Genomic DNA, 26,695 nt, shown 5'->3' on the forward strand with positions numbered 1-26,695 from the left:
GTGGGCTCAGAGACTGTCTTGCGCGCGTGCACGCAAAGAAATGTGTTTGACGTAGGCCTTGGGCGACAAGCCGGTGTGCCGGCGGAAACAGCTGTAGAACGCGGACAACGAATTGAAGCCGGCGGCAAATGCCAGATCGTCGACACGCAGTGGCGGCGCAGCGTTTTCCAGCGCGGCGAGCACATGTTGCAAGCGGGCCTGGTTAACGTAGCGATAGAAACTCTGGCCCAGCACCTGGTTCAGCAGGTAGGACATTTGATTGCGACTGTACCCGCACTCCTTCGCCACCCGTTGCAGGTCGAGCTCAGGGTCCAGATAAGGTTGCTGGCGCTGGAAGTATTGCTGCAGGTCTTGCGCCATGAAACTCAGCTGACGCGGAGACAACCCGAGACGACTGACGGCCGGGCGCTGACTGTTTACGGTTTTGCTGACGGGCTGCTCATGCACCAGCGAGGCATATTCATTGACCCGCCAGATCAGCCCGTCGCGGACAGTGATCGCCTCGCTGGCCCGGAACGACACCAACCCTTCACCACCGCGCAGGGTAATGCGGTACTGAATGAACGCGGTGTTGCCGTCCAGACGAATGCGGTCCGAGTGCTCTAGCGCTTCATCGGGATCGCGCGGCATGCTGCTGCGCACGTACTCGCGCAATTCGTCCAGCCCCATTACGCGGTTCTGGAAGAAGTCGCTGTACTGGATGTCCGGGTGATACAGCGCCATGACCCCGTCCAGATCGCGATGCTTCCAGCGCAGGTGATAGCGCATCACCGTCTCGCTCGTGGCCAGGCTTTGCAGCGGACCATCATCATCGGCATGCATACAGGTCTCGACGAGAAAAAGGCGAGCTTGCCGAAATTCAGCACCGGCTTCAATGCTCAATCAATACTGGCCTTTTGCTGCAAGGCCGCAGCCCTGTGACCTGAATCAAAATAAACGGAAGCAATCGCCAAACGGCCTGAAAATTCCACATCATTTTCACATTCGGATGCTACTTTTAAAGGCAATCACCGGTTGAGCCAATGAAGGCTCTTCCCTCCTAACATGAGCTAACGGAAGCGCTCGATGATGAAGGCGGGCAACATATGAATAAAGGGTTCAGTAAAGTCACCTTCCCAAACGCCTGCCAGCTGATGCGCTGGCATTTTCATCCCATGGGTTTTGAGGCGAGCATGGACGCGCCGGGCAGCATGATTGCCCGTCTTTTTGACCGTGCCACGGGCGAGACCATGATCGCCATTGCCGGCATTCCGTGCGCGACTGTCATGAACGCAGCGGACGTAGAACGAATTATCGAAGCGGTGGAGGATGAGCTAGAGTCTTTCATTCCGCCGGTCACCCTCAGGAGTTATGCCTGAAAGCTGAAACGCAGTTGCCATAATAAAAAGCCCACTTTTTGTGGGCTTTTTTGTGAGGGTCAAGAGGGTTTAAGCCAATGCCTTGCCTCGGTGATCGGCAAAGAATGCCTTGTCCTTGCCGATCCGGTCGGAGGCCTTGGGCATGTTCGCCGCTTGTTTGTCCTGGCCATCGACATACCAGTAGCAACTGCTCACCGCACGGGTGATGCCGACATAAGCCAGCCGCAGAATCTCGTCTTTTTGCGCGTTATCGTAAGCTTCGTTGTCGCCAGCCTTGCCCAGACCGGCCATACGGTAGACCTGATTCTTGTACGGTGAGCTGGTCAGGTGCTGGCAGTCTCCCAGCAAAAACACGGCATCGGCCTGAAGGCCCTTAGCGCTGTGATAGGTCAACTGCTTCAGCCGTCGCGACTCGTACGGCAAGTTAGAATCAACATTAACTACAGACTTAATATGCTCTTCTATCAATGACTTATCGCTACTTTTTCGATAGAGCATCAAGATTGTATCGCCTTGCCTGTAGTGCTCCATCAACCGTTTGGCCAAGTCTTGATCGTCCCGATCCAGCACGTTGACCGGCAGCAGCGCCCTTGGCTCGCCGCTGGCCTTGGCCTTCTTGCCGGCTATGGACGGCGCGGCACGCACGATGTGTTCGGCGGCATCAATGATGTGCTGGTGGCTGCGATAGTTGTCGCTGAGCATCACCTTGGTCGTGCTCGGCGACGGGAATTCCTTGTTAAATTCCATGAAATACGTCGGCGAACTGCCGCGCCATCCATAAATGGACTGCCAGTCATCGCCCACACACAGCAGCGACGAACGCTGAGCGCCGCGCCCCACATGCATGGCCGGGCCACGACTGCGAATCTCGGCGAGGCTGGCACGAATCCAGGAAACAATCTGCGGCGATACGTCCTGAAATTCGTCGATCATCAGGTGAGACAAGGGACGCAGCAGTTCATCACTTAGCAGTTTCTGGTTTTCCGGCGAATGCTCGCTGAACAAGGCGAACATGCGGTTGTAAGTCATCACCGGCGGCTTCTGATCCAGCAGATGATCCTCCAGGGCTCGCCAGTACAGGCTCAAGGCCTCGAAGAAAAATCGGTCAGGGTCGTCGTTGGCGAAGTTCATTTGGCCTACGGCGCTCGGAACATCCAGGCCAAGATTTTCGATAAACCCTGCCGCTGCGACAAAACAGTCCAGCAACGGTGCGGAACCGAGCTCACCCTTAACCTTGTAATCGAACCCAGGCCCGGCGCTGGCATCGCCCGCAAGAGACGCTAAAACACGTTTAGATGCTTCATAACTATCAATCCATATCAAAGGCTTACGACAGAAAGCTTGAAACAGGGTTCGCTTTACCGCCCACTCCGCGCGAACGCTGAGCTTGGCATTCGGACGGCTGATCTGCGGGTTTTCCCGCGGGTCGAAACCCAGCACGACCCACGCGTCCAGGCTCGGAATATAGCCATGACAATGAAAGGTCGAGCCGTTGATATCGAACGACTGTCGATTGGGCTCGATGCCTTTGATGGGCCAGGCCCCCGCGCGAATCCACAAATCTTCAACGAAGTCGCACAACTCTTCATCACGCTTGGCGGCCAGTTCGGTCACGGCCATGCGTTTTTGCACGTCCGGGTGATCGCGCTCCAGTTCCTTGAGCTGCAAGGCATGCCGCGACAACGGCTTGATCAGTTCGCGAAAGCGCTCATCACGCGTGTGCAGGTGGTGATAACAGGCGTTGAGCTGCTGACGCTGGGCGTCGTTGATGCGCAAGTCGAAAGGATTGCTATCGACCTCCTCACCAGTGCCTTGCGCCCGGCTGCTGAGGTTTTCGAACGCTTGCAGCCGCTCGAAGCCCGGCAGGCTGCGCACCATCGGCAGGATTCGCGAATGGAAGGTGCGCACCAGGTCACGCGCCTCCTTTACGCCGAGTGGCCGCCCCCAGAGTGCAAACATCTCGATTAGCTTGTTGATGAAGTCCTTGCGCGACTCCCGCGTGAAGGTCACGACGGTCATTGAGTTCAGCTCGAAGCCCAGATAGTGGGTCAACAGCAAAATACGCAGCACCAGAGTGGTCGACTTGCCTGCTCCCGCGCCGGCGATCACCGACGTCGATGGCGTATCGCTGAAGATCATTTTCCACTGTGCAGTGCTGGGCTGAGCGTGCGGCGCCAGCAAACGAGCGACATCGGCCTTCATGCGCTTCTTCAACTCGGCGCTCAACGGCAGGCGCCAGTCGTCAAACAGGTTGTTATCGACGTTGGGCGGCCGGTGCTCGGTCGAGCGCGAGTCACGAATCAGCAACACCTGCCGACCTTCCTCCAACCCTTCGAGCTTGCCTTCCTTATAACCGTAATCCACCCCGGCGCTGTGACCGCTGCGAAAGCCGTCGGCCTGGCCATGCAGCCATGACGCCCGATGTTGTGCACGCAGGCGTGTCAGCCCGTGGCCAAAGAAGCGGGCCGCCAGGCGCTTGAACAGTGGCATCTCGGCCAACGGTCGTAGTTCAGGAGGAAGATCGGGGGTGTGTTGCGGCACGCGGGCTGACTCCAGGGTGTGAGGCTGTTGAGGGCTATGGTGTCTGCATTTGCCCTTCAGTTCTAGTGAAATGCTTACAGGTCATTGGCTTATGCGATGAAGTGAAGGCTGGATGAGAATGTTTCGAGGTGATTTTACATCAGTCAATTCGATTGTATTGAGGCAGTTTTTACGCTTTTTATCGATCAGTGCCTGATAGATGATGCTCGCCATTCACCACCCCTTTCAGGAGACGATCATGCTCGAACTCAGACCCTTCAACTCCCTGGGCGGCGCCCACCATGGCTGGTTGGATGCTCATCACCACTTTTCGTTCGCCGAATACCATGACCCAAAACGCATGAACTGGGGCAACCTGCGGGTCTGGAACGACGACGTGATCGCCTCGGGCACCGGTTTTCCGAAGCATCCGCACCGGGACATGGAAATCATCACTTATGTCCGTGAAGGTGCGATTACCCACGAGGACAACCTCGGTAACAAGGGTCGCACCGAAGCGGGCGACGTGCAGGTCATGAGCGCCGGCACCGGGATTGCCCACAGTGAGTACAACCTGGAAGCGACTGAAACTAAAATCTTCCAGATCTGGATCATCCCGAACGAAACAGGCTTGGCGCCGTCCTGGGGAGCAAAGCCGTTCCCTAAAGGTCAACGCGAAGGTTTCGTGACCCTGGCCAGCGGCAAGGCCGGCGACGATCAAAGCCTGCGGATCCGTGCGGATGCGCGCCTTGTAGCGGCGAACCTGAAGGCTGGCGAATCTGCGGAATATCGCCTGGACAATGGCCGCCGTGCTTACCTGGTTCCGGCCACGGGTGTCATTGAAGTCAATGGCTTGCGTGCACAAGCTCGAGACGGTGTAGCGGTGGCGGATGAGCAAGTGTTGCGCGTGACGGCCATCGAAGACAGTGAGATTGTGCTGGTGGACCTGGCTTGATCGTGTAAACAAAGGGCAAAAAAAGAGGCGACTGTAATAGTCGCCCTTTTTTTGATTCTGGATTTGCTGCGCGTCTGATGCCGCCTTCGCTGGCAAGCCAGCTCCTACAGGGCCTGCGCAATTCTGTGTAGGAGCTGGCTTGCCGGCGATGGGGACCTCAACTATTTCGCAGAAATAGCGCTATCCACCAATGTTTGAGCTTCGGCAACCAACTGCTTCAGATGCTCATCACTGACAAAGCTCTCAGCGTAGATCTTGTAGATGTCTTCCGTACCCGACGGACGCGCCGCGAACCAGCCGTTTTCGGTCATGACTTTCAGGCCGCCAATGGCTTGGTCATTACCCGGCGCGTGGCTGAGGATGCTCTGGATCGCTTCGCCAGCAAGCTGAGTCGATGTGACCTGCTGAGGTGACAACTTGCTCAGCAACGCTTTCTGTTCCGGGTTGGCTTTTGCATCGACCCGCACCGAGAAGGGTTCGCCCAGTTCATCGGTCAACGCACGATACGCCTGGCTCGGGTCGCGGCCGGTACGGGCGGTCATTTCTGCCGCCAGCAGGGCCGGGATCAAACCGTCCTTGTCGGTGCTCCAGACGCCGCCGTCCTTGCGCAGGAACGAGGCGCCGGCGCTTTCTTCGCCGCCAAAACCCAGCGAGCCGTCGAACAGGCCGTCCGCAAACCATTTGAAACCGACCGGCACTTCGTACAGACGACGGCCCAAACGCTTGGCCACGCGATCAATCAGGCCGCTGCTGACCACAGTTTTACCCACGGCAGCATCAGCGCGCCATTGCGGGCGATTCTGGAACAGATAATCGATAGACACCGCCAGGTAGCTGTTCGGCGCGAGCAAACCGCCGGACGGCGTCACGATGCCATGGCGATCGTGATCCGGGTCGCAGGCGAACGCCACATCAAACCGCTCTTTCAGGCCGATCAGGCCTTGCATGGCGTGACTGGACGAAGGATCCATGCGGATCTGGCCATCCCAGTCGACCGTCATGAAACGGAAGGTCGGATCGACCTGCTTGTTCACCACGTCGAGATCCAGCTTGTAATGCTCGGCAATTGCCGACCAGTAACGCACCCCTGCTCCGCCCAGCGGATCGACGCCCAGATGCAGCTTGGCGTCGCGGATGGCGTCAAAGTCGATCACATTGATCAGGTCGGCAACATAGGTGTTGAGGTAATCGTGACGATGGGTGGTGCTGGCCTTCAACGCCTGCTCGTAGCTGATGCGCTTGACGCCGGCGAGCTTGTTGCTCAACAGCTCGTTAGCCTTGGCTTCGATCCATTTGGTGATGTGGGTGTCGGCCGGACCACCGTTGGTGGGGTTGTATTTGTAGCCACCGCTTTGGGGCGGGTTGTGGGACGGCGTGATGACGACGCCGTCTGCCAGGCCCGAGGTGCGGCCACGGTTGTAACAGAGAATCGCGTGGGAAATGGCCGGTGTCGGGGTGTATTCGTCCCCCTCGGCAATCATCACTGTCACGCCGTTGGCGGCCAGCACTTCGAGGGCGCTGGCGCCGGCCGGGGTGGACAGTGCGTGGGTATCGATGCCGACGAACAGCGGACCATCGATGCCCTGGGCTTCGCGGTACAGGCAGATCGCCTGGCTGATCGCCAGAACATGCCATTCGTTGAAACTCAAGTCGAACGAGCTACCTCGGTGCCCTGACGTGCCGAAAGCGACACGCTGGGTGGAGATCGCGGCATCGGGCTGGCCGGTGTAATAAGCCGTTACCAGTCGCGGGATGTCGACCAACAACTCTGCCGGTGCCGGTTTGCCCGCAAAAGGACTGAGTGTCATGCAAAACCTCTGAATAGAGTGGTTCAGGAATAGGGACGCAGTTTACTGGCAGTTTGACCACAACGCGATGGGATCGATCCACGAGCGCAAAGGATGTCTGCCGGACGTGCTCAGTCGACTGACTCCAGGCGCAAGGCATCGCCGAGTAGGCACAGTGCAACGGCCAGATCATGCTCACCGCCAAAGGTGTGGCTGAGGCGCAAGTGCTGCGAGTGCAGCCCCTGCAAACTGAACAGCTCGCCCGGTGCAATCACCACCTGTTGTTTGAGCAGGCGCTGAAACACTCGCCGCACATCGACCTGACGCAGTGAACGCGCCCAAATCGTTGCGCCACCCTGCGGCTCGACAAAATGCAAGGCGTCGCTCAAGCGCTCCTGCAACAGCTGCGTCATCTGCACCTTGCGGTCCTTGAGCAACCGGCGCAACACCTGAAGATGCTGATCGATCCGCCCGTTACCGTACAAACGGGCAATGGCTTTCTGGCGAATCGGCGACAGGCGAAAGGAGCGCAGCAGAAAGTGCCGCTGCAATTCGGCACTGAAATGCCGCGACAACAGGTAGCCGTAGGGCGCTTCCGGGCCGATGACTTTCTCGAACGTCGAGAACACGATCAGCCGGTCAGGGTCGAGCAGATCGCGAAACCGCAAGCCGCACGGTTCGAATTCGAGTTCACCGTAGCAATCGTTTTCCAACACCCAACTGCCATGTCGCGCCAGGAGCTGCGCAATGGCGCGCCGGTTGTCGTCAGTGGCAAGGCTGCCTCGCGGCATGTTCAAAGCGGATGACAGCATGACCAACCGCACCGGTCGGGTCTCCAGCAGCTCCTTGAGCCGTTCGACGTCCAGTCCGCCATCGGTTTGCAGCGGCAACTCGATCACCTGGACATCGGCGGCCTGGAGCAAACGCAGAATCGCCCAGTCACACGGAGACTCAAGCACCACCGCGGCGTTTTTGAGGCACAACACGGCGATCAGTATTTCCAGGACGCCGCGCAAGTCGGCACCAATGTAAACATCATCGGCATGCCAACAGCGCACCGGCGTTGTGGTGTAACGCGCTGCCAGGGCGGTACGCAGTTCCAGCTCACCGCAGGGTTGCGAACGCGGTTGTGGCTGGCGCGGATACTGGCGCAACAGTTCTCGCTCCAGTAGCAATAACGGACTGTCGAGGGGTTGTAGCAGTGCTGGCTCATCGGCACTCAACACCAGCATGCCGGGGCACCTGGCACTGAAATAAACGGTTTCGAGCAGGTCATTGCCATTGCCGAGGGTGCTGATGGCGGACACCGGCAACGCGTAATAGCCGGATTTGGCGACCGAATACACACGCCCCTCTTTCTCCAGCAACGAGTACGCGTACTGAATCGTCGAAATCGACACGCTCAGACGATCCGCCAACTGCCGCAACGATGGCAAGCGCACGCGAGTGTCGCTGACCGGTTCGTTGATCAGGTGCGTCAGGTATCGGTACACCGCCTGATAAGCAAAGTCGGTCTCGCGTGGTCCTTTCAATGTCCCGCGGATCCTTCACCCACCACTACCGCCGCATCGCCAAAGTTGGCGGTTTCCGATGGCAGGTTCGCGCCATCCGTATCAGACTCGACCGCCCTGGCCTCGGCTCCCGGCACAGGCCCCATCCGGTAAAGTGTGCCGATCAGGCTTACGGGCAACCCGCTGACGTCGACCATCCATTGCAGGATTTGCTCCGGCACCGGGCTGCCCTGCATTGCCCGGTGCAAATCAGGCATCGCCACCAGCATTCCGGGATGGCACTGGCGCAAAAAGCGCTCAAGGGCTGCGCCGCTTTCGACAAAGGGTGCGAAAAGCAGGCACACCAGCTGAGCCTCGGTCAAACCAAGGTTTGTTTGCGCCTCGGACGCGGCCAGCCCTCGCTGTTCAGAAAGCCCCGCCGGATTACCGAAGACCTCCACGGCTTGCTCGCACAAACGCTCCGGGAGTCGCTTGCGGCGCATCATCACCAACGCCCGCTGCAAGTATTCGGCGACACCCGCCTCGTAGCTTCGACCGTGCACGAAGCACGCTTGCAACCCTCGCACGTGTGCCGATATCGAGAGGCTGACAAACTCGTTGTCGCTAAGCTGAGCCGCCAGTTCGTCGGGTTGAAAACCGAGAAACTCGGTCAGCAGCGGCCAGCGCTCTTCGAGGTTGCTGACCAGCATGTCGTGAATGTCAATGAACGTGGTACGGCGACAGGCCTCAAAGCGCTCGGCCGGCCGCCATGCCGCCTGACCCTGTCCAGGGTAAAACGCGCGATAGCAGTCACTGCCTAGCTCGTCGAGCAAGGCGAACAACTCATCGAAGCCTGTTTCAACGGAACTGGAGATCTTGAACCCGGCCTTGGCCGCCGCCCGCTTCAAGCCTTCGAGAAACTGCTTCTGCTGGCGTGAAGTGTCACTGCTGACCAAGGCATCGACGCCGCCGTCCCAACGCGCGATCTGCCCATAGAATTCACCGGTCGCCAGATAGCCGTCGTCCCACAGATCGATTGGCCCGTTCCAGGTTCGACGATGGCCCACCATCAGCACATTGAGCCGGTTGGCTTCGCGACCGGCATCGGAGATCGGCGCGGGATGGGTGAACGGCAACACTTCGCGGTTATCCACCATCAACACTTCGACCCGCGGATCGTCGTAGAGAAACAGCGAACTGTAGCTGCGATGGATGTTTTCCTGAGCCATCGAGCTGGCACCGTTCATTCGCAGAGAGGCCACGCGCAAATGGAACGTGGCAGGCGCCCGACCGGCAATACTCAGTTGCGCGGCGCGCAGCAGCGCCAGGGTGTAGCAACTGTCGCGCGACCCGGACTGGATCGCCAGCACCTTGTAATCGCCAATGTGCTCCATACCGCCCGCAGCGACCACCAGACGCTGAATCATCAGTTGCAATGCCGTGCGTTCGGCCCGAGAGAAAAAACTCAACAAGCGTTGCAGCATTTGCTGGTAGACATAGTTCATCGCTTGGTCATGGATATGGGTCATCTTTATTTACCTGATGCTCGTAAGTTCAGTACTGCATAAACAGTGATATGCACTGCACAGCGGATTGTCTGACACGAATGAAGTGCTGGACGTTATTGTCAAATGCTAGCACTTATGCTTTTAGTAATTATTTGAAATGGTTGAACACCGACGTTGTCCCAGCCGAGACCGAACGGCGCCAAAGCCCCGTATTACCGGGATCTTGCGACCGCACAGAGCATCCTAGGAAATGTCCGACAGCGTCCCACAGACATGTAGCACAAGAAATAAAGATAGAAGCCGCACGTGCTTTTTTTGACAACTGCGCAACGACTTACTGTTGGTCGGATATCTATTAACGATGTGCATTGAAAAGTATCAGGCTGGCACCCAGACATGACTCATTCCTTGAGATGAAAGTAATCATTCAATTATCAAGGCTTAGATGCTGATTAGAAGATACAGATCGAGAGCAAAAACTAGTTCAGTTGCTGAACTGACCCATCGACAGATCGATGAGACGTCTCATGTTTTCCGAGGGACAATAAAAAAGTCCGTGCAGGCACGGACTTTTTCTGGGGCTGTTACGCAGATTCGACCTGAAGGGCGACCCGCTCGCGACATGGGCATTCGTCCATGTAGCGGTGTGCTTCGACAAACTCGGAAAACGGGAAGACCCGAGTCTTGAGCGGCAGCAGCACGCGATCGGCGGTCAGCTGGTTGATATCGCGCAAGGCCCGTTGCAACGCGACCTGGTCCTGAATGATGCCCAGCTCAGGTTTGCCAGTGAAGTTGCCGATGCAGTGCACAAAGAACTGAATGTTCTTCTGGAACGCTGCGCAAGCCGGGAACGGCGTCTGGTTGCCCCCTTGCAGGCCGTACAACACCAGGCTGCCGCGAGGCGCGAGCACATCACCGAGCATAGACATCTGCGGGCCGCCAAGGCCATCGAACACCACGTCAACGCCGCGATTGTCGGTGATCTTGTTGATCTGCATCAGCAGGTCCTGTTCTTCAGTGACGATGACCTTCTCGGCCCCGAGGGACAGCAGGTATTCACGTTCTTCCGCGGTTTTAGTGGCGGCAATCACCCGAATGCCCAGCGCCTTGCCCAGCTGGACAAAGGACGGCCCGGCGCAGTGACTCGCGTCGGTAACCAAGGCGAATTGCCCGGGTTTGACCCGGGCCAGGTCGACATAGGCGAAATAGGCAATCAACAGCGGCGTGTAGTGCACGCTGGCTTCGATCGGGCTGAGCACGTCTGGATAACGGGTCAGTGCCGAACGTGGCAGAACGATTTGCTCACCATAGACAGGATAGTCGTTCGGACTTTCAGCCGGGAAACTGGCGACCTTGTCACCGACCGCGAGGTCATCGACACCATCGCCGACCGCTGTCACGACGCCGGACATTTCATGGCCAAGGCCTGAAGGCAAGCGAGCATGGGAGGACGCCAGATTCTGACGCCAAAGAATGTCATACCAGCTGATGCCAATCGCCTCGACGCGCACCTGCACTTCGCCCGGCGCAGGGAGAGCGGCCGCATGCTCTTCGCATTTGAGCACCTCGGCTGGACCAAACTTGTGAAAACGGATCGTGCGGGACATCGCAAACCTCGTCAAAGAAACCTCTAATGCCCTGAACTCTATCTGGGCTTTCTACCCAAGACTATCAGTGGCTATTAATAGTCGACATGCCTGTCATTGATTCCGCAGCGCCGGCGACATCCTCAAATGTCGTAAGAAACCGAAGCAGCCTTTGTAGGAAAAGTGAATTACCCGGTGCAGAGTAGCAGCCTTTCCCCGTAATATTCATGCCGGCCATTGTTCTCATATGGCCGCTCTCGTCAAGCTTGATGACTCTGCCAGGACTCCAGATGAATCGTAATGACCTGCGTCGTGTCGACCTGAACCTGTTGATCGTTTTCGAAACATTGATGCACGAACGCAGTGTGACCCGCGCTGCGGAGAAATTGTTCCTCGGCCAGCCAGCCATCAGTGCGGCGCTCTCGCGCCTGCGCGGGCTGTTCGATGATCCGTTATTCGTGCGAACCGGGCGCAGCATGGAACCGTCCGCGCGGGCGGTGGAGATCTTCGCCCTGCTCTCCCCGGCCCTGGACTCGATTTCCACGGCCGTCAGCCGTGCAGCGGAATTCGACCCGGCGACCAGCACTGCGGTGTTCCGCATCGGCCTGTCGGACGATGTCGAGTTCGCACTGTTGCCGATGCTGCTCAAACGTCTGCGCGCCGAATCGCCAGGGATTGTGCTGGTGGTGCGGCGGGCCAACTACATCCTGATGCCGAGCCTGCTGGCCTCGGGCGAGATTTCAATCGGCGTCAGTTACACCGCCGACCTGCCGGCCAACGCCAAGCGCAAAGTGCTGCGCCGCAGCATGCCCAAACTCTTGCGCGCCGACACCGTGCCGGGGCCTTTGAGCCTGGATGACTTCTGCGAACGCCCTCACGCGCTGGTGTCGTTCGCCGGCGACCTGAGCGGCTTTATAGATGAAGAGCTGGAAAAACTCGGACGCAAACGTCACGTGGTGCTCGCGGTGCCGCAGTTCAACGGGCTCAGCACGCTCATCAGCGGGACGGATATCGTCGCAACTGTGCCGGATTACACGGCTGACGCGCTGACGGCCGCGGGCGGTGTGCGGGCGGAAGATCCGCCGTTGCCGGTGCGCAGCTTTGAGTTGCACATGGCCTGGCGCGGGTCGCAGGACAATGATCCGGGGGAGCGCTGGCTTAGGTCGCGGATCCAGATGTTCTTTGGCGACCCGGATAGCCTGGCCTGATCCTGATCCTGATCCTGATCCTGATCTTGTGTTGGGGCCTATGGCCTCTTCGCCGGCTTGCCGGCGAAGACCACGACTCGGTCTCACGCCGCGTCCTTGCATTCCACGCAACACAGAATTGCCATCAAACACATTGATCGTCTTCTGACCTGAGGTGCATGCTAGAGGGCTCGCTTTGACCTCATATCATTCCGAATGATAGTTACCTTCGCTTCGTTCGATTCGTGCGATACCACCCCGCCGAGCATCATCCGCCCATCTCAATACATTGGCGGATGCATCCATGGAACAGTCATTCAAACATTTGCGCTTCCCGCTGGCCCTGTTGGCCATAGTGGTGATGAGCGCTTGCGGCAAGGCTCCGGAGTCTGCCGCGACCATGCCTGCGGCGAAAGTCAGCGTCGCCAAGGTGCTGGAACAACCGGTCAATGAATGGGACGAATTCACCGGGCGCCTTGAAGCGCCGGAAACGGTAGAGATTCGTCCACGGGTCTCCGGCCAGATCGATGACGTCGCCTTTACCGAAGGCGCGCTGGTCAAGAAAGGTGACTTGCTGTTCCAGATCGACCCGCGTCCCTTCCAGGCTGAAGTCCGCCGTCTCGAAGCGCTGGTCGCTCAGTCGCGCGCCAACGCCACCCGTAGCGAAAACGAAGCCCAGCGCGGTGAGCGTCTGCGCATCAGCAACGCGATTTCCGCCGAGCTGGCTGATTCGCGCACCAGCGCTGCACAAGAAGCCCGCGCTGCAGTCGGTGCCCTCCAGGCACAACTGGACCTGGCGAAACTGAACCTTAGCTTCACCCGCGTCACCGCGCCGATCAGCGGCCGTGTCAGCCGTGCCGAAATCACCGCCGGCAACCTGGTGACCGCCGATACCACCGCGCTGACCAGCGTCGTGTCTACCGATAAGGTCTACGCCTACTTCGACGCTGACGAGCGTGTGTTCCTCAAGTACACCCAACTCGCCCGCCAGGGTAAACGCGGTGCAACCACCCCGGTTTACCTCGGCCTGTCCAACGAAGACGGCAATCCGCACCAGGGCGTGATGAACTTCGTCGACAACCAGGTCAACCCGAAAACCGGCACCATCCGCGGTCGCGCGGTGTTCGACAACACCGACGGCACCTACACCCCAGGCCTGTATGCACGTCTGAAACTGGTCGGTAGCGGCACCTATTCCGCCGTGCTGATCAACGACGAAGCGGTCGGTACTGACCTCGGTAAAAAATTCGTGCTGGTGATGGATGCGGACAACAAAACCGCGTACCGCGCCGTCGAACTGGGTCCGAAAATCGAAGGTCTGCGCATCGTGCGCAACGGCCTGAACAAGGATGACACGATCATCGTCAAGGGCCTGCAACGGGTACGTCCCGGTTCGCCAGTCACCCCTGAAGTGATCCCGATGGCCAGCGAACAAACCCTCGCGGCACTCGCACAACAACGACAAGCGCTGGAAGCCAGCAACCTGCCCCAAGTCGCACCTGCCAAGGTCGCGCCGGGTTCGGTTGTGAAACTGGCTGCTGCGACTCCACGCGGTTAAGGGACGACAAACTCCGATGAATTTTTCCCAATTCTTCATTTCACGGCCGATCTTTGCAGCGGTGCTGTCGCTGCTGATCCTGATCGCCGGTGCCATCTCGCTGTTCCAGTTGCCGATCAGCGAATACCCGGAAGTCGTGCCACCGACCGTTGTGGTCCGCGCGAACTTCCCGGGCGCCAACCCAAAAGTCATCGGTGAAACCGTGGCCGCTCCACTGGAGCAAGCCATCACCGGCGTCGAGAACATGCTGTACATGTCCTCGCAGTCCACCGCTGACGGCAAGATCACCCTGACCATCACCTTTGCGCTGGGCACTGACCTGGACAACGCCCAGGTGCAGGTGCAGAACCGCGTGACCCGCACCGAACCGAAGCTTCCAGAAGAAGTGACGCGCATCGGTATTACCGTGGACAAGGCGTCGCCCGACCTGACCATGGTGGTGCACTTGACCTCGCCGGACAAACGCTACGACATGCTGTACCTGTCCAACTACGCCTTGCTCAACATCAAGGATGAGCTGGCGCGACTGGGCGGTGTCGGTGATGTGCAACTGTTCGGTATGGGCGATTACTCCCTGCGAGTGTGGCTCGACCCGAACAAGACCGCTTCGCGCAATCTGACCGCGACCGATGTGGTGACCGCGATTCGCGAGCAGAACCGTCAAGTGGCGGCCGGTGCCCTAGGCGCCCCGCCTGCACCGAATGCCACCGCGTTCCAGTTGTCGGTCAACACCCAAGGTCGCCTGGTTTCCGAAGAAGAGTTCGAAAACATCATCATTCGCTCCGGCGACAACGGTGAAATCACTCGTCTGAAAGACATCGCGCGCGTCGAGCTGGGTTCCAGCCAATACGCCCTGCGTTCGTTGCTGAACAACCAACCGGCGGTGGCGATCCCGATCTTCCAGCGTCCGGGTTCCAACGCGATCGAAATCTCCAACGAAGTGCGCGACAAGATGGCGGAGCTGAAGAAGAGCTTCCCGGAAGGCATGGACTTCAGCATCGTCTATGACCCGACGATCTTCGTGCGCGGTTCCATCGAAGCGGTGGTTCACACCCTCTTCGAAGCGCTGATCCTCGTTGTACTGGTGGTGATCCTGTTCCTGCAGACCTGGCGTGCCTCGATCATTCCGTTGGTGGCGGTGCCGGTTTCGCTGATCGGTACGTTTGCGGTCATGCACTTGTTCGGCTTCTCGCTGAACGCCTTGTCGCTGTTCGGATTGGTATTGGCCATCGGTATCGTGGTGGACGACGCCATCGTGGTAGTGGAAAACGTCGAGCGAAACATCGGACTCGGGCTGACCCCGGTCGAAGCCACCAAGCGCGCCATGCGTGAAGTGACCGGTCCGATCATCGCCACGGCGCTGGTACTGTGTGCGGTATTTATTCCGGCGGCGTTCATCTCCGGGTTGACCGGGCAGTTCTACAAGCAGTTCGCCCTGACCATTGCGATCTCGACAGTGATTTCGGCCTTCAACTCGCTGACCCTGTCGCCGGCACTGGCCGCCGTATTGCTCAAAAGCCATGACGCACCGAAAGACGGTTTCTCCAAGGTGCTGGACAAGATCTTTGGTGGGTGGTTGTTCCGTCCGTTCAACCGCTTCTTTGACAAGGCCAGCCACGGTTATGTCGGCACGGTAGGCCGGGTTATCCGCAGCAGCGGCATTGCCCTGCTGTTGTATGCAGGCTTGATGGTGCTGACCTTCTTCGGTTTCTCCAGCACCCCGACCGGTTTCGTCCCCGGCCAGGACAAGCAATACCTGGTGGCCTTCGCGCAATTGCCGGACGCTTCCAGCCTGGACCGTACCGAAGACGTGATCAAACGCATGTCCGACCTCGCGCTGAAACAGCCGGGCGTGGAAAGTGCCGTGGCGTTCCCTGGCCTGTCGATCAACGGCTTCACCAACAGTCCGAACGCCGGCATCGTGTTTGTAACCCTCAAACCGTTCGACGAGCGTAAAGACCCGAGCATGTCCGCCGGTGCGATTGCCGGTGCGTTGAACGGCCAGTTCGCCGGAATTCAAGAAGCTTATATGGCGATCTTCCCGCCGCCGCCGGTACAAGGCCTGGGCACCATCGGTGGTTTCCGCCTGCAGATCGAAGACCGGGGCAACCTGGGTTACGACGAGCTGTACAAAGAAACCATGAACATCATCAACAAAAGCCACGGCGTTCCGGAACTGGCTGGCCTGTTCACCAGCTACACGGTGAACGTGCCCCAGGTCGATGCCGCCATCGACCGGGAAAAAGCCAAGACTCACGGCGTGGCCGTCAGCGACATTTTCGACACCCTGCAGATTTATTTGGGTTCGCTGTACGCCAACGACTTCAACCGCTTCGGTCGTACTTATCAGGTGAACGTTCAGGCCGAACAGCAGTTCCGCCTCGAGCCGGTCCAGATCGGTCAGTTGAAAGTGCGTAACAACAAAGGCGAGATGATCCCACTGGCGACCTTCATCAAGGTCAGCGACACCTCGGGCCCGGACCGCGTGATGCACTACAACGGCTTCATCACCGCTGAAATCAACGGTGCGGCCGCCCCAGGCTACAGCTCCGGCCAGGCCGAAAAAGCCATCGAAAAACTGCTCAAGGAAGAACTTCCGAACGGCATGACCTACGAATGGACCGACCTGACGTACCAGCAGATTCTGTCCGGCAACACCGCGCTGTTCGTGTTCCCGCTCTGCGTATTGCTGGCATTCCTGGTACTGGCGGCACAGTACGAAAGCTGGAGCCTGCCATTGGCGGTGATCCTGATCGTACCGATGACCCTGCTGTCGGCCATCACGGGTGTGATTGCTTCGGGAGGCGACAACAACATCTTCACCCAGATCGGTTTGATCGTACTGGTGGGACTTGCGTGTAAGAACGCGATTCTGATCGTCGAGTTTGCCAAGGACAAACAGCAGGACGAAGGCCTCAGCCCACTCGCGGCAGTATTGGAAGCCTGCCGTCTGCGTCTGCGGCCGATCCTGATGACCTCCTTCGCGTTCATCATGGGTGTGGTGCCACTGGTGTTCTCCAGCGGCGCCGGTGCTGAAATGCGTCACGCCATGGGTGTGGCGGTGTTCTCCGGGATGCTCGGGGTGACCTTCTTCGGGCTGTTGCTGACACCGGTGTTCTACGTGTTGATTCGTAATTTCGTGGAGCGCGGCGAGAAGCGCAAAGCGGCCAAGGCCCTGAAACTGGAGGCGCAACAATGAGCCTGAAAGCCTTCCTGCCGAGCTTGCTGGTACTGGCCCTGAGTGCCTGTGCGGTCGGCCCGGACTACAAGACCCCGGCCAGCGAACCGGCGAACATCACCACCGCCACCGATGGCGCTGCCGGTCAGAAAAACTTCGACCGCTCGCGCTTCGAAGGCATCTGGTGGCAGCAGTTTGAAGACCCGACTCTCAACCAGTTGGTGACGCAATCGCTGCAAGGCAACCGTGATTTGCGCGTCGCCTTCGCGCGCTGGAAAGCCGCACGGGCGATCCGCGATGACGCCAGCAATGACGCCATGCCGACCATCACCAGCCGCGTCAGCAGTGATCTGGGCAAAGGTCAGATTCCTGGCCAGACCACCAAGCGGGTCAATAGCGAACGCTATGACCTGGGTCTGGACATGGCCTGGGAACTGGACCTGTTTGGCCGCATCCAGCGCAATCTGGAATCCAGCGACGCCGAACAGCAAGCGGCCGAAGCCGATCTGTACCAACTGCAAGTCAGCATGATTGCCGAACTGGTGGACGCCTACGGTCAACTGCGGGGCGCGCAACTGCGGGAAAAGATTGCCCTGGCCAACCTGAACAACCAGCAGGAGTCGCGCAAGATCACCGAAAGCCTGCGTGATGCCGGCGTCGGCGATCAGCTCGATGTGGTCCGCGCCGATGCACGTCTGGCGTCTGTCGAAGCCAGCGTGCCGCAATTGCAGGCCGAACAGGTCCGGCAGAAAAACCGTATCGCCACCCTGTTGGGTGAACGTCCGGACAAACTGACCGTCGACTTGAGCCCGAAAGACTTGCCGGCCATCGCCAAGGCGCTGCCGATCGGTGATCCGGGCGAACTGCTGCAACGCCGTCCGGACATTCTCAGTGCCGAACGCAAACTGGCGTCGGCCACGGCGCGTATCGGCGTGGCCAAGGCGGATCTGTTTCCAAGGGTCAGCCTCAGTGGCTTCCTCGGCTTTACTGCCGGGCGAGGTTCGCAGATCGGCTCCTCGGCGGCCAACGCCTGGGCGCTGGGCCCAAGCATCACGTGGGCGGCGTTCGATCTGGGCAGCGTTCGTGCTCGACTGCGCGGTGCCGACGCAGATGCCGAAGGCGCCTTGGCAACTTACGAGCAACAAGTGCTGCTGGCGCTGGAAGAATCGGAAAACGCCTTCAGTGATTACGGCAAACGCCAGCAACGCCTGATTTCGCTGATTCGTCAGAGTGAATCCAGCCGTGCGGCCGCTGACCTGGCGGAAATTCGCTACCGCGAAGGGTCGTCGGACTTCCTCGTCCTGCTCGATGCCCAGCGCGAACGCTTGGCGGCAGAAGACACTCAGGCCCAGGCCGAAGTCGATCTGTATCGCGGCATCGTCGCGATCTACAAGGCCTTGGGTGGTGGTTGGCAACCAGAGACGGTCGCCAGCAAGTAACGCGTAATTGCTTCTTTGGTTGGCCGCAACCAACCGATTTTTTTGCCCCGCGCCTCATTCGGTCGCGGGGCTTTTTTTGTCTGCACGATGAGTGAAATTACTCGAGTCCCCTGTGGGAGCGGGCTTGCCCGCGATGACGGTCGCACATTCAACAGAGTGGTGACTGATCCACCGCTATCGCGGGCAAGCCCGCTCCCACAGGGGTTAGCGGTGATCTTCGGTATTGCGATTTTCCTCAATGGTCACCGTGGCCGTTGTCCCGGCCCGCAGTTTGTCTTTGCCGGCATAGTCGGGGTCAATCCTGATCCGCACCGGCACCCGTTGCGCCAGTTTGACCCAAGTGTAACTGGGGTTGATGTTGGCCAGCAGACGACCACCGGGCAAGTTCTCGCGGTCGGCGATGGCGAAGGCGATGCTTTGCACTGTGCCACCGAAGGTTTCACCGCTCATCAATTCGATCCTGACCCGATCACCCTCCCCGATTCTCGGCAGCTTGGTTTCTTCGAAATAGCCGCTGACATAGAACGATTCGCTGTCCACCAGTGCCAACAACGCGCCACCGGCCGCGGCATAGTCGCCCTGTCGGGTCAGCAGGTTGGTGACGTAACCGCTGACGGGCGCTTCGACCCGAGTGCGCTGTAAATCCAGCTCGGCCTGAGTCAATGCCGCAACGGCCAATTGCACATTGGCCTGAGCCAGCCCCAGGTTCGCCTGGTTACGCAGCAACTCGGCCTGCGCGACCGCCACCTCAGTGCTGGACTTTTCCCATTCTTCGCCCGAAATCGCGAAGCGTTGCTTGAGCGTGCGCCGCCGGCGTTCTTCACTTTGGCGTTGGCGCAGCAGCGCTTCGCTGGCGACAATCGTTGCTTCGGATTGACCAAGGGTCGCCTTCGACACCTCCACCGAACGCTTGGCATGCTCCACCGCCAGGACATAACGAGCCGGGTCGATCTCCAGCAGTAACTGGCCCTTGTCGACATGCTGATTGTCCTCGACCCCCAGTGCGACAATGCGACCCGAGACATCGGCGGACAAGGTCACCACATCTGCCCGCACCCGCGCATCGCGAGTCCAGGGGGCGCGGGTGTAATGCTCCCAGGCGAACCAGCCGAGCACAAAGGCCAGCACCACCACCGCCACTGTGGCCAGCCGGGCAAGGATCTTCTTCAAGGCATCAAGCTCCCATCACCAGAATCAGCGTCGCGCAAACGCAGGCGTACAACGCACCTTCGAACAAGGCTTCGTGCCAGACGAACCGCAATACACCGAGGCGGCGCAAAGTCCAGTCCAGCAGCAGGAAAATCGGCAGGGCCAGCAACAGCGCCTGCGCGATCGGCGGCAAATAGACGCCCCCGATTTCCAGGTCAATGGGCAAGGACGGGGTCTCCTTCCTGTTCGGCGGGTTGAAACCAGGCGCGATATCGCTCCAGAAACGACACCACGATCAACAACGCCACGCGCATCCTGAAGACCGACCACAGGTGTTCATGAACGTCCAGATGCAAGTCGTCCATTTCATCACCCAAGACACGCAAATTTTCCAGCAACCGTTCAAGGTCGATCCCGGACCGCCCGGCAATCAATCGCCCGGTCTCGCGGACCTCTGTCAGCAAACGGCTCAATTGGTCGGTACTCAGCAACGTGTTGCTTTGCCCCTGTTGCCTGAGCTGATTCAACGCAACGCCGAGTGCCATACACCCGAGGCTGACTTCAAACAGGTCTCTGGAATGCTTGTCAGTGGTGGCCGGCAATAGGCCCAACATCATGGTCAGGCGATCGACCATGCGGCTTTCAAATGCAAATTGTTGTTCGTCGGTGACCGGGGTCTTCAACAAAGCGTAGACCTGCTCGCAGTTCTCATTGAACAGTCGACGTATCCGCAACACGGGCCGGAACGGGAAGATCAAGGCATACACGCTTAGCGCCAGTGCGGCGGCACTGATATAGGCCCCGGCGAACTCGAACCACTGAATCGCCGTGTTTTGCCCGACGCCGACGTTTTGCGGACCCAGCAACAGCATCGTCGTCAATCCGAGGCCAATCCCGGTGCCGGTGGTTGGCGGGCTGGACAACCCCACCGCAACGGCATACAGCAACGGAGCGAGCAGCAAGGCCAGCAGCTCGAAGCCACTGATCATCGGAATCAGCAAGAACAGGTAGAGCGCCGACACCACCAGCGCCAGACCCAGCCCCCTGGCGAAGCTTTGGCTGGCCAGTAATGGCCGGGGAAAAGTGGCCATCAGCGAACAGAGAATCCCCACCACAATCATCCCGCCCCGGGCCCCGTCCCAACCCGTTTCGATCCAGATGAACCCGGCCACCACCAATGCAGTAAAGGCGCGAATCGCATTCATTGCCGCCAGGGTGAAGTCCAGATGTAGCGGATTGTCCTGGCCGCGAAAGACGCAACTGGCCGCCCGTTCTTCCTGAATCGCGTCGCTCAGCTCCAGCATCTGCCCCAGTTGCTCCAACATCCGGGCCTGTTCCCAGCGCAGTGCCCAGGCCAGGGAACGCAACGTGGCAGGCATCGTCTCGGTGAGTTGTTCGGCCTTGTAGGCCTGATCATCGAAACGCTGTTGCAGCGCCGCGAAATGGTGCCGCGCCTCGCTCGACAGCGAGCGTCCTTGCAGGGCCAACTGATCGAGGAAGGCCAGCTCTTCAGCGCGCAACAGCTGGATTTCCTCGGGTAGCGCCCCTTGCCAGCGCTCGGTCAGCAGTTCTCGCTGGTGACGCAGCGCCGTCAGCCGCGAGGTCAGCAGCACCAGCTGATTACCCAGTAACTGCACGAGACCATTGGCACTGCGCAACCGTGGCGCGTCGAAATACAAATGCCGACGCACGCCTTCAAGGGCGCTGATTTCCCCCAACAGTTGCATCTGCCGGCGGTGGAACTCCGCCTCGCTTTCTTCGGTGCGAATGACCGCCGCGGCATGGGTTGCCAGCAGCTTGATGACTTGATCGATTTTGGCGAAATAGTCCCGGGCCACGGTTTCCGGGCGCGCGGTGAGCAGGCTGACCACGCATACGCAGGCCACCGCCAACAAGGTTTCGGTGACACGGGTCACGGCCAGCAGGAACGTGCCGTCCTGATCAGGCACCGCCAGCAGTGCCACGACCACTGCCGTGTAGCCGCTCAAGACAAACGCCTGGGAACTGGTATAGCGCAACAAAGTCCCGCCGGCGGTACACAACGCCAGCCACAGGGCCAAGGTAACGATGAAAGGCAACGGCGCCTGGGGAAAGGTCGCCATGATCAACACCGCGACAACGGCGCCGAGGGTGGTGCCGATGACTTGACCGAAGCTGCGGGCCAGGGCCATTCCGCCCAACGGTTGACTGACGATGACCACCGCCATGATCGACCACTTGGGCTGGTCGAGGTCGAACAGGAACGCCAGGTACAGCGTCAACAGCCCGGCCGCGATGGTCCTCAAGGCGAACAACACTACCCCCTGCCCGGGGTTGAGTATTGCCTTGAAGTATTGAAGCAACGGTTGCATGGGAGTGCTCATCGAGTCATCTACAGCAAGCGTAGTCACTGCTTCGGCGGTTCGACAGGGTTTCAATGTCGACAGGCCTCGTAGGAAAAATCCTGACGATCTACTGCGTAATGGCCTCAGGGTTTGACTCACAGCCCAGCCTGACCGAAGCTGGCAACCTTGCAAAAGCTTGCCAGCTTCCGGATTCCTGCATGCCCCAGTCCCGCCGTTACCCGATCATCAGCCTCTGTGTCCTGTTTGCCATCGGCCTTGCCTGGCTGTTGCTGCGCAGCACAACGCCCGTGGTGCCGGAGGCGATCAAACGCGGTTTCAACGAAGCGCTGACCCAGGCGCGGGCGGGGCAACCGGGTGCAGCGCGGGTTTTGTATCAGCAGTTGGGTCGACCTGACATATCCCCCAAACGTCGCGTCTGGCTGCATGCCGAACTGCCCAATTATCCCAGCCCTCTCGCCCTGAAACTGGCGGACGCAGACCTGCAACACCCGGCGGTCGAGGTGCGCATCGCTGCAATCAAAAGCATCAGCGGGTTGGTCCCCAACGGCCAACGCAGCCTGCTGCTGGGCCCGCTGCTCGATGACAGCGAACAAAGCGTGCGGTTTGCCGCCGTGAACGCATTGCTGGGACTGTCGCCGGACGACCTTGGCTTGTACTTCGGACCGTTGCAGCAGGCGATCGACGCGTGGGAGCAAGTGCTCACGAGTGCGCCCGACAGTGCGGAAAACCAGGATCAGCTGGCCCGGTTACATCTGCACAACGGCGAATTCAAGGCGGCGCAACATGCGTTGGAGAACACCTTGCGCCTGGCTCCTGACAATCTGCCGGCACTGGTGATGCAGATCGAGGTGCTGGACAAACAGGGCCAAAGTGAAGCTGCCCGGCAGTTATTGGCCAAACAGTTGAAGGCTCAACCCGATTCCGCCTATTTGCAACATGCCTTGGGGCTCTGGTTGTTGCATCACGGACAGAGTGAATTCGCCCTGCTTGGCCTGTCCAAAGCTGTGGAGCTGGAACCGGACAACAAGGATTACCGCTACGACCTCGCCACCACGCTGCACGGCGAACAAGAGCTGGAAGCGGCGCAGAAGCAGTTGCAGGAAATCGTCCAGCGCCATCCGGCCGACCGCAAGGCACGGGTGTTGTTGATCAATTACTGGAAAGAAAGCGGGCAGTTGCAAAACGTGCAGATTCTGTTGGCGCAACTCGAACAACTCAATCCCGACGACCCTGCGTTGCAGCAAGGGCTTTAAATCATTGTTGATCTGGCGGTCGCCATCGCCAGCAAGCCAGCGCCTACAAAGTCAGGTGTAACAAAAGGTTGAACCGTCGTCTCGGCCAACGGTCAAGTGATCAGGCAGTCCGTTCAGGCACTTCAGGCCTGTTGCCTCGCTTCCCCTAGTCATGAGAGGGCATTTTTTGTCTACATCTAACGAGTTGTTCAGTGCAAAAGCCGCCACCGGCATCGACGGTCTGGATGACATCCTGGCCGGTGGACTGTCCCGCGGCCATGTGTTTTTGCTGGAGGGTGAACCCGGTACCGGCAAAACCACCGTCGCTTTGCATTTTCTGTTAGCCGGTGCCAGAGCCGGCGAGCGCTCGTTGTACATCACCCTGTCCGAAACCGAGCGCGAGCTGCGCCAAGGTGCACGCTCCCATGGTTGGGAGCTGGATGACAACATCCACATCTTCGAACTGACCCCGCCGGAAAGCCTGCTCAATGCCGAGCATCAGCAGAGCCTTCTGTACTCCTCGGACCTTGAACTGGGTGAAGCCACCAAGCAGATTTTCGAAGTGGTCGAACGGGTCAAGCCCTCTCGCGTGGTGCTCGACAGCCTTTCCGAGATTCGCCTGCTCGCCCAAAGCTCCCTGCGCTATCGCCGCCAGATCCTCGCGATCAAACATTACTTCGTGCGTTATGACGCCACCGTGGTGCTGCTGGACGACCTGACCACCGAATCCCTCGACAAAACCGTGCACAGCGTGGCCCACGGTGTGATTCGACTTGAAGAACTGACCCCCAACTATGGCGCCGAGCGCCGGCGTATCCGCGTAGTAAAGTATCGCGGCCAGAAATACCGTGGCGGTTTCCATGACTTCACCATCATGGGCGACGGCGTCCACGTCTTTCCGCGCCTGGTGGCCGCCGAACATCGCGGCAAGTACGTGCGCACGCAACTCACCAGCGGCATCAAGGAAATGGACGCCCTGCTCGGCGGCGGTATCGAGACCGGTTCCAGCACCTTGATCCTCGGCCCGGCCGGTACTGGCAAATCACTGATCTCGATGATTTTCGCCGCTGCCGCCGTCGCTCGCGGAGAAAAAGCCGCGTTGTTCATTTTCGATGAAGAGCTGGGCCTGCTGTTTGAGCGCATGAACAACATGGGCATCGATCTCAAGGCCCTGCAAGACACCGGCAACCTGCTGATCGAGCAAGTGGATGCAGCGGAATTGTCCCCCGGCGAGTTTTCCCACCGGGTTCGTCGCTGCGTCGACGAGCGCAATATCAAGACCGTGGTCATCGACAGCATCAACGGTTACCAGGCGGCGATGCCCGGAGAAAACGCCCTGGTGTTGCACATGCATGAATTGCTGCTGTACCTCAACCGCCAGGGCGCCGCGACCTTCATGACCGTCGCCCAGCACGGCCTGGTCGGCGACATGCAAGCCCCGGTCGATATCACCTACCTGGCCGATACGGTCATCCTGTTGCGTTACTTCGAAGCGCTGGGCAAGGTTCGCCGGGCAATCTCGATTATCAAGAAACGTACGGGCAGCCACGAATCGACCATTCGCGAATACCGCATCAGCGGGAGCGGCATGACCATCGGCGAACCGCTGGACGCTTTCCAGGGTGTGTTGCGCGGCGTGCCGACTTACCTGGGTGCGAGCAATCCATTGCTCGGGGACCAGGCCCCATGACGGTCATGGAAGCAAAGTCCGAGCGCGCGATCATCCTCGCGCCGCTGGGACGTGACAGCCAGATTGCCCTGATGATGCTCAACGAAGCGGGTTACGACGGCGTCATCACCCGCGACCTGAACGGTCTGTGCGCCGAACTGGAGCATGGCGTCGGGTTGCTGCTGATCTCCTCCGAGGCCTTGCTGGGCAGCGATATCGAGCCGTTGTTAGGACTGATTGAACAGCAGCCGTCGTGGTCCGATCTGCCGATTGTTCTGATGACCTACCATGGTGGCCCGGAACAGAACCCTGCCTCGCGCTTCGGCCCGCAACTGGGCAATGTGACGTTCCTTGAGCGCCCTTTTCATCCGGTGACTTTGATCAGCCTGGTGACCACCGCGCTGCGCGGCCGACGACGACAGTATGACGCCAGGGACCGGTTGATCGATTTGAGTCAAAGCGAATCGCGCCTGCAAACCACTCTCGAAACCCTGGAGCAGCAGGTCGAGGAACGCACCGCACAGTTGCGCCACAACGAAGAAGCCCTGCGCCAATCGCAGAAGATGGAAGCGGTCGGCCAACTCACTGGCGGCATTGCCCACGACTTCAACAACATGCTGACCGGGATCATCGGCAGCCTGGAACTGCTACGCCGGCGCCTGGCGCGTGGGCGTACGGAAGACCTCGACAGCCTGATCGACCTGGGCGTGACGTCGGCCAACCGCGCGGCAGGCCTGACCCACCGTTTGCTGGCGTTCTCCCGCCGTCAGTCGCTGGACTCCAAACCCGTGGCGATGAACACCCTGGTGGTGTCCATGGGCGAACTGTTGCAGCGCAGCATCAATGAAAGCATTCAACTGGACATGCAGTTGAACGAGCCGTTGTGGGTGGCCGAGGCCGATCCCAATCAACTCGAGAGCGCCCTGCTCAATCTGGTGATCAACGCGCGGGACGCCATGCCTGACGGCGGAAAATTGGTGGTCAGAACCAGCAATCAATACCTGGGCAGCGATTTCACCGAATCCCACAGAAACCTGGAGCCCGGTGACTACGTGGTGCTGAGCGTCACCGACAACGGTTGCGGCATGCCGCAAAGCACGATCAACCGCGCCTTCGACCCGTTCTTCACCACCAAGCCAATCGGCCAGGGTACGGGCCTTGGGTTATCGATGATCTACGGTTTCAGCAAACAATCACGCGGGCATGTCGCCATTCACAGCGAAGTGGACGAAGGCACCACGGTGAGTCTGTTTCTGCCGCGTTTCAGGGGTGACCTGCCTCAGGATTGTCCGTCGGACGTGCAGCATGCGCTGTTCGCGCAGAACGGCGAAACGGTGCTGATCGTCGAGGATGATCCGGCCGTGCGGGTGCTGGTCAGCACCGTGCTGAGTGATCTGGGTTATGCCTTCGTCGAGGCCGGCGATGCCGACAGCGCGATGCCGATTCTCGATTCCGGGCAACGCATCGACCTGATGATCAGTGACGTCGGCCTACCCGGCATGAATGGCCGGCAACTGGCGGAAATCGGCCGACAATACCGGCCCGATCTCAAGGTGTTGTTTATTACGGGTTATGCGGAACACGCAGCGGTACGTGGCGGGTTCCTGGATCCGGGGATGCAGATGATCACCAAGCCGTTTACCTTTGACCTGTTGACGGCGAAGGTGCGGGAGATGATTAGAATTTGACGAGCGCCCCTGTAGATGCACACCTCAGGGGTCTCTTCGCCGGTAA

General features: G+C 59.3%; 18 protein-coding genes. 9 read left to right on the forward strand and 9 right to left on the reverse strand.

Annotated features, from left to right (window positions below):
* Nucleotides 1-6: 6 nt before the first annotated feature.
* Nucleotides 7-822: a helix-turn-helix domain-containing protein gene (locus tag ACI77H_RS22090; protein ID WP_407013832.1), complete on the reverse strand. Its 816-nt coding sequence runs from the start codon at nt 820-822 to the stop codon at nt 7-9.
* Between the two features lie 263 nt (nt 823-1,085).
* On the opposite strand from ACI77H_RS22090, the gene ACI77H_RS22095 reads away from it, so the two are divergent.
* A complete protein-coding gene (locus tag ACI77H_RS22095; protein ID WP_407013833.1) occupies nt 1,086-1,358 on the forward strand; it encodes a DUF1652 domain-containing protein in 273 nt (90 codons plus the stop codon).
* A 69-nt stretch (nt 1,359-1,427) separates the two neighbouring features.
* Here the strand turns inward: ACI77H_RS22095 and ACI77H_RS22100 are convergent, their stop codons facing one another.
* Nucleotides 1,428-3,899 (reverse strand): UvrD-helicase domain-containing protein, encoded by a 2,472-nt coding sequence (locus ACI77H_RS22100; RefSeq protein ID WP_407013834.1) that lies wholly within the window; start codon nt 3,897-3,899, stop codon nt 1,428-1,430.
* A gap of 238 nt (nt 3,900-4,137) precedes the next feature.
* On the opposite strand from ACI77H_RS22100, the gene ACI77H_RS22105 reads away from it, so the two are divergent.
* Nucleotides 4,138-4,833, forward strand: a complete 696-nt coding sequence (locus tag ACI77H_RS22105; RefSeq protein WP_407013835.1) for a pirin family protein — start codon at nt 4,138-4,140, stop codon at nt 4,831-4,833.
* Between the two features lie 161 nt (nt 4,834-4,994).
* On the opposite strand, the gene pgm is transcribed toward ACI77H_RS22105, so the two are convergent.
* From pgm to ACI77H_RS22125, 4 genes are all read right to left on the reverse strand, one after another.
* Nucleotides 4,995-6,641 carry a phosphoglucomutase (alpha-D-glucose-1,6-bisphosphate-dependent) gene (gene pgm / locus ACI77H_RS22110; protein WP_407013836.1) on the reverse strand — a complete coding sequence of 549 codons (1,647 nt, stop codon included), beginning with the start codon at nt 6,639-6,641 and terminating at the stop codon, nt 4,995-4,997.
* A 110-nt stretch (nt 6,642-6,751) separates the two neighbouring features.
* Complete coding sequence (locus ACI77H_RS22115) at nt 6,752-8,152, reverse strand: PLP-dependent aminotransferase family protein (RefSeq protein ID WP_407013837.1); 1,401 nt, start codon at nt 8,150-8,152, stop codon at nt 6,752-6,754.
* A complete protein-coding gene (locus ACI77H_RS22120) occupies nt 8,149-9,639 on the reverse strand; it encodes a hypothetical protein (RefSeq protein ID WP_407013838.1) in 1,491 nt (496 codons plus the stop codon). Before ACI77H_RS22120 ends, ACI77H_RS22115 begins: the two co-directional genes overlap by 4 nt.
* 563 nt (nt 9,640-10,202) lie before the next feature.
* On the reverse strand, nt 10,203-11,225 hold the full coding sequence (locus tag ACI77H_RS22125) for a zinc-dependent alcohol dehydrogenase family protein (protein ID WP_407013839.1): 1,023 nt from the start codon (nt 11,223-11,225) through the stop codon (nt 10,203-10,205).
* Nucleotides 11,226-11,494: 269 nt separating this feature from the next.
* Here ACI77H_RS22125 and ACI77H_RS22130 point away from each other — a divergent pair, with 269 nt between their 5' ends.
* From ACI77H_RS22130 to ACI77H_RS22145, 4 genes are all read left to right on the forward strand, one after another.
* Nucleotides 11,495-12,412, forward strand: coding sequence for a LysR family transcriptional regulator (locus ACI77H_RS22130; RefSeq protein WP_150629616.1), 918 nt, complete (start codon nt 11,495-11,497; stop codon nt 12,410-12,412).
* Between the two features lie 283 nt (nt 12,413-12,695).
* The gene (mexE, locus tag ACI77H_RS22135; RefSeq protein ID WP_407013840.1) at nt 12,696-13,949 is read left to right on the forward strand and encodes a multidrug efflux RND transporter periplasmic adaptor subunit MexE; all 1,254 of its coding nucleotides are present in this window, start codon (nt 12,696-12,698) and stop codon (nt 13,947-13,949) included.
* Between the two features lie 16 nt (nt 13,950-13,965).
* The gene (locus tag ACI77H_RS22140) at nt 13,966-17,148 is read left to right on the forward strand and encodes an efflux RND transporter permease subunit (protein ID WP_407013841.1); all 3,183 of its coding nucleotides are present in this window, start codon (nt 13,966-13,968) and stop codon (nt 17,146-17,148) included.
* Nucleotides 17,145-18,566 carry an efflux transporter outer membrane subunit gene (locus tag ACI77H_RS22145; RefSeq protein ID WP_407013842.1) on the forward strand — a complete coding sequence of 474 codons (1,422 nt, stop codon included), beginning with the start codon at nt 17,145-17,147 and terminating at the stop codon, nt 18,564-18,566. Before ACI77H_RS22140 ends, ACI77H_RS22145 begins: the two co-directional genes overlap by 4 nt.
* A 204-nt stretch (nt 18,567-18,770) precedes the next feature.
* Here the strand turns inward: ACI77H_RS22145 and ACI77H_RS22150 are convergent, their stop codons facing one another.
* From ACI77H_RS22150 to ACI77H_RS22160, 3 genes are read right to left on the reverse strand one after another with little or no spacing between them, the layout of a single operon-like run.
* A complete protein-coding gene (locus ACI77H_RS22150) occupies nt 18,771-19,736 on the reverse strand; it encodes a biotin/lipoyl-binding protein (protein WP_407013843.1) in 966 nt (321 codons plus the stop codon).
* 4 nt (nt 19,737-19,740) lie between these two features.
* Nucleotides 19,741-19,941 (reverse strand): DUF1656 domain-containing protein, encoded by a 201-nt coding sequence (locus ACI77H_RS22155; protein WP_407013844.1) that lies wholly within the window; start codon nt 19,939-19,941, stop codon nt 19,741-19,743.
* The gene (locus tag ACI77H_RS22160; RefSeq protein WP_407013845.1) at nt 19,931-22,078 is read right to left on the reverse strand and encodes an FUSC family protein; all 2,148 of its coding nucleotides are present in this window, start codon (nt 22,076-22,078) and stop codon (nt 19,931-19,933) included. The genes ACI77H_RS22155 and ACI77H_RS22160 overlap by 11 nt, the downstream gene beginning before the upstream one ends.
* A 179-nt stretch (nt 22,079-22,257) precedes the next feature.
* Here ACI77H_RS22160 and ACI77H_RS22165 point away from each other — a divergent pair, with 179 nt between their 5' ends.
* The 3 genes from ACI77H_RS22165 to ACI77H_RS22175 all read left to right on the forward strand — a co-directional run bounded on the left by ACI77H_RS22165 (nt 22,258) and on the right by ACI77H_RS22175 (nt 26,649).
* A complete protein-coding gene (locus tag ACI77H_RS22165; RefSeq protein WP_407013846.1) occupies nt 22,258-23,313 on the forward strand; it encodes a tetratricopeptide repeat protein in 1,056 nt (351 codons plus the stop codon).
* 166 nt (nt 23,314-23,479) lie between these two features.
* Complete coding sequence (locus ACI77H_RS22170; RefSeq protein ID WP_407013847.1) at nt 23,480-24,982, forward strand: ATPase domain-containing protein; 1,503 nt, start codon at nt 23,480-23,482, stop codon at nt 24,980-24,982.
* Nucleotides 24,979-26,649, forward strand: a complete 1,671-nt coding sequence (locus ACI77H_RS22175; protein WP_407013848.1) for an ATP-binding protein — start codon at nt 24,979-24,981, stop codon at nt 26,647-26,649. Before ACI77H_RS22170 ends, ACI77H_RS22175 begins: the two co-directional genes overlap by 4 nt.
* Nucleotides 26,650-26,695 lie beyond the last annotated feature (46 nt).

The sequence above is a fragment of the Pseudomonas sp. O230 genome (assembly GCF_045447035.1).
Classification (GTDB): Bacteria; Pseudomonadota; Gammaproteobacteria; order Pseudomonadales; family Pseudomonadaceae; genus Aquipseudomonas.

Coding starts and splice junctions, on each gene's coding strand:
- ACI77H_RS22090 (WP_407013832.1), bottom strand. CDS start 822: ATGCATGCCGATGATGATGGTCCGCTGCAAAGCCTGGCCACGAGCGAG.
- ACI77H_RS22095 (WP_407013833.1), top strand. CDS start 1,086: ATGAATAAAGGGTTCAGTAAAGTCACCTTCCCAAACGCCTGCCAGCTG.
- ACI77H_RS22105 (WP_407013835.1), top strand. CDS start 4,138: ATGCTCGAACTCAGACCCTTCAACTCCCTGGGCGGCGCCCACCATGGC.
- pgm (WP_407013836.1), bottom strand. CDS start 6,641: ATGACACTCAGTCCTTTTGCGGGCAAACCGGCACCGGCAGAGTTGTTG.
- ACI77H_RS22120 (WP_407013838.1), bottom strand. CDS start 9,639: ATGACCCATATCCATGACCAAGCGATGAACTATGTCTACCAGCAAATG.
- ACI77H_RS22125 (WP_407013839.1), bottom strand. CDS start 11,225: ATGTCCCGCACGATCCGTTTTCACAAGTTTGGTCCAGCCGAGGTGCTC.
- ACI77H_RS22130 (WP_150629616.1), top strand. CDS start 11,495: ATGAATCGTAATGACCTGCGTCGTGTCGACCTGAACCTGTTGATCGTT.
- mexE (WP_407013840.1), top strand. CDS start 12,696: ATGGAACAGTCATTCAAACATTTGCGCTTCCCGCTGGCCCTGTTGGCC.
- ACI77H_RS22140 (WP_407013841.1), top strand. CDS start 13,966: ATGAATTTTTCCCAATTCTTCATTTCACGGCCGATCTTTGCAGCGGTG.
- ACI77H_RS22145 (WP_407013842.1), top strand. CDS start 17,145: ATGAGCCTGAAAGCCTTCCTGCCGAGCTTGCTGGTACTGGCCCTGAGT.
- ACI77H_RS22160 (WP_407013845.1), bottom strand. CDS start 22,078: ATGAGCACTCCCATGCAACCGTTGCTTCAATACTTCAAGGCAATACTC.
- ACI77H_RS22165 (WP_407013846.1), top strand. CDS start 22,258: ATGCCCCAGTCCCGCCGTTACCCGATCATCAGCCTCTGTGTCCTGTTT.
- ACI77H_RS22175 (WP_407013848.1), top strand. CDS start 24,979: ATGACGGTCATGGAAGCAAAGTCCGAGCGCGCGATCATCCTCGCGCCG.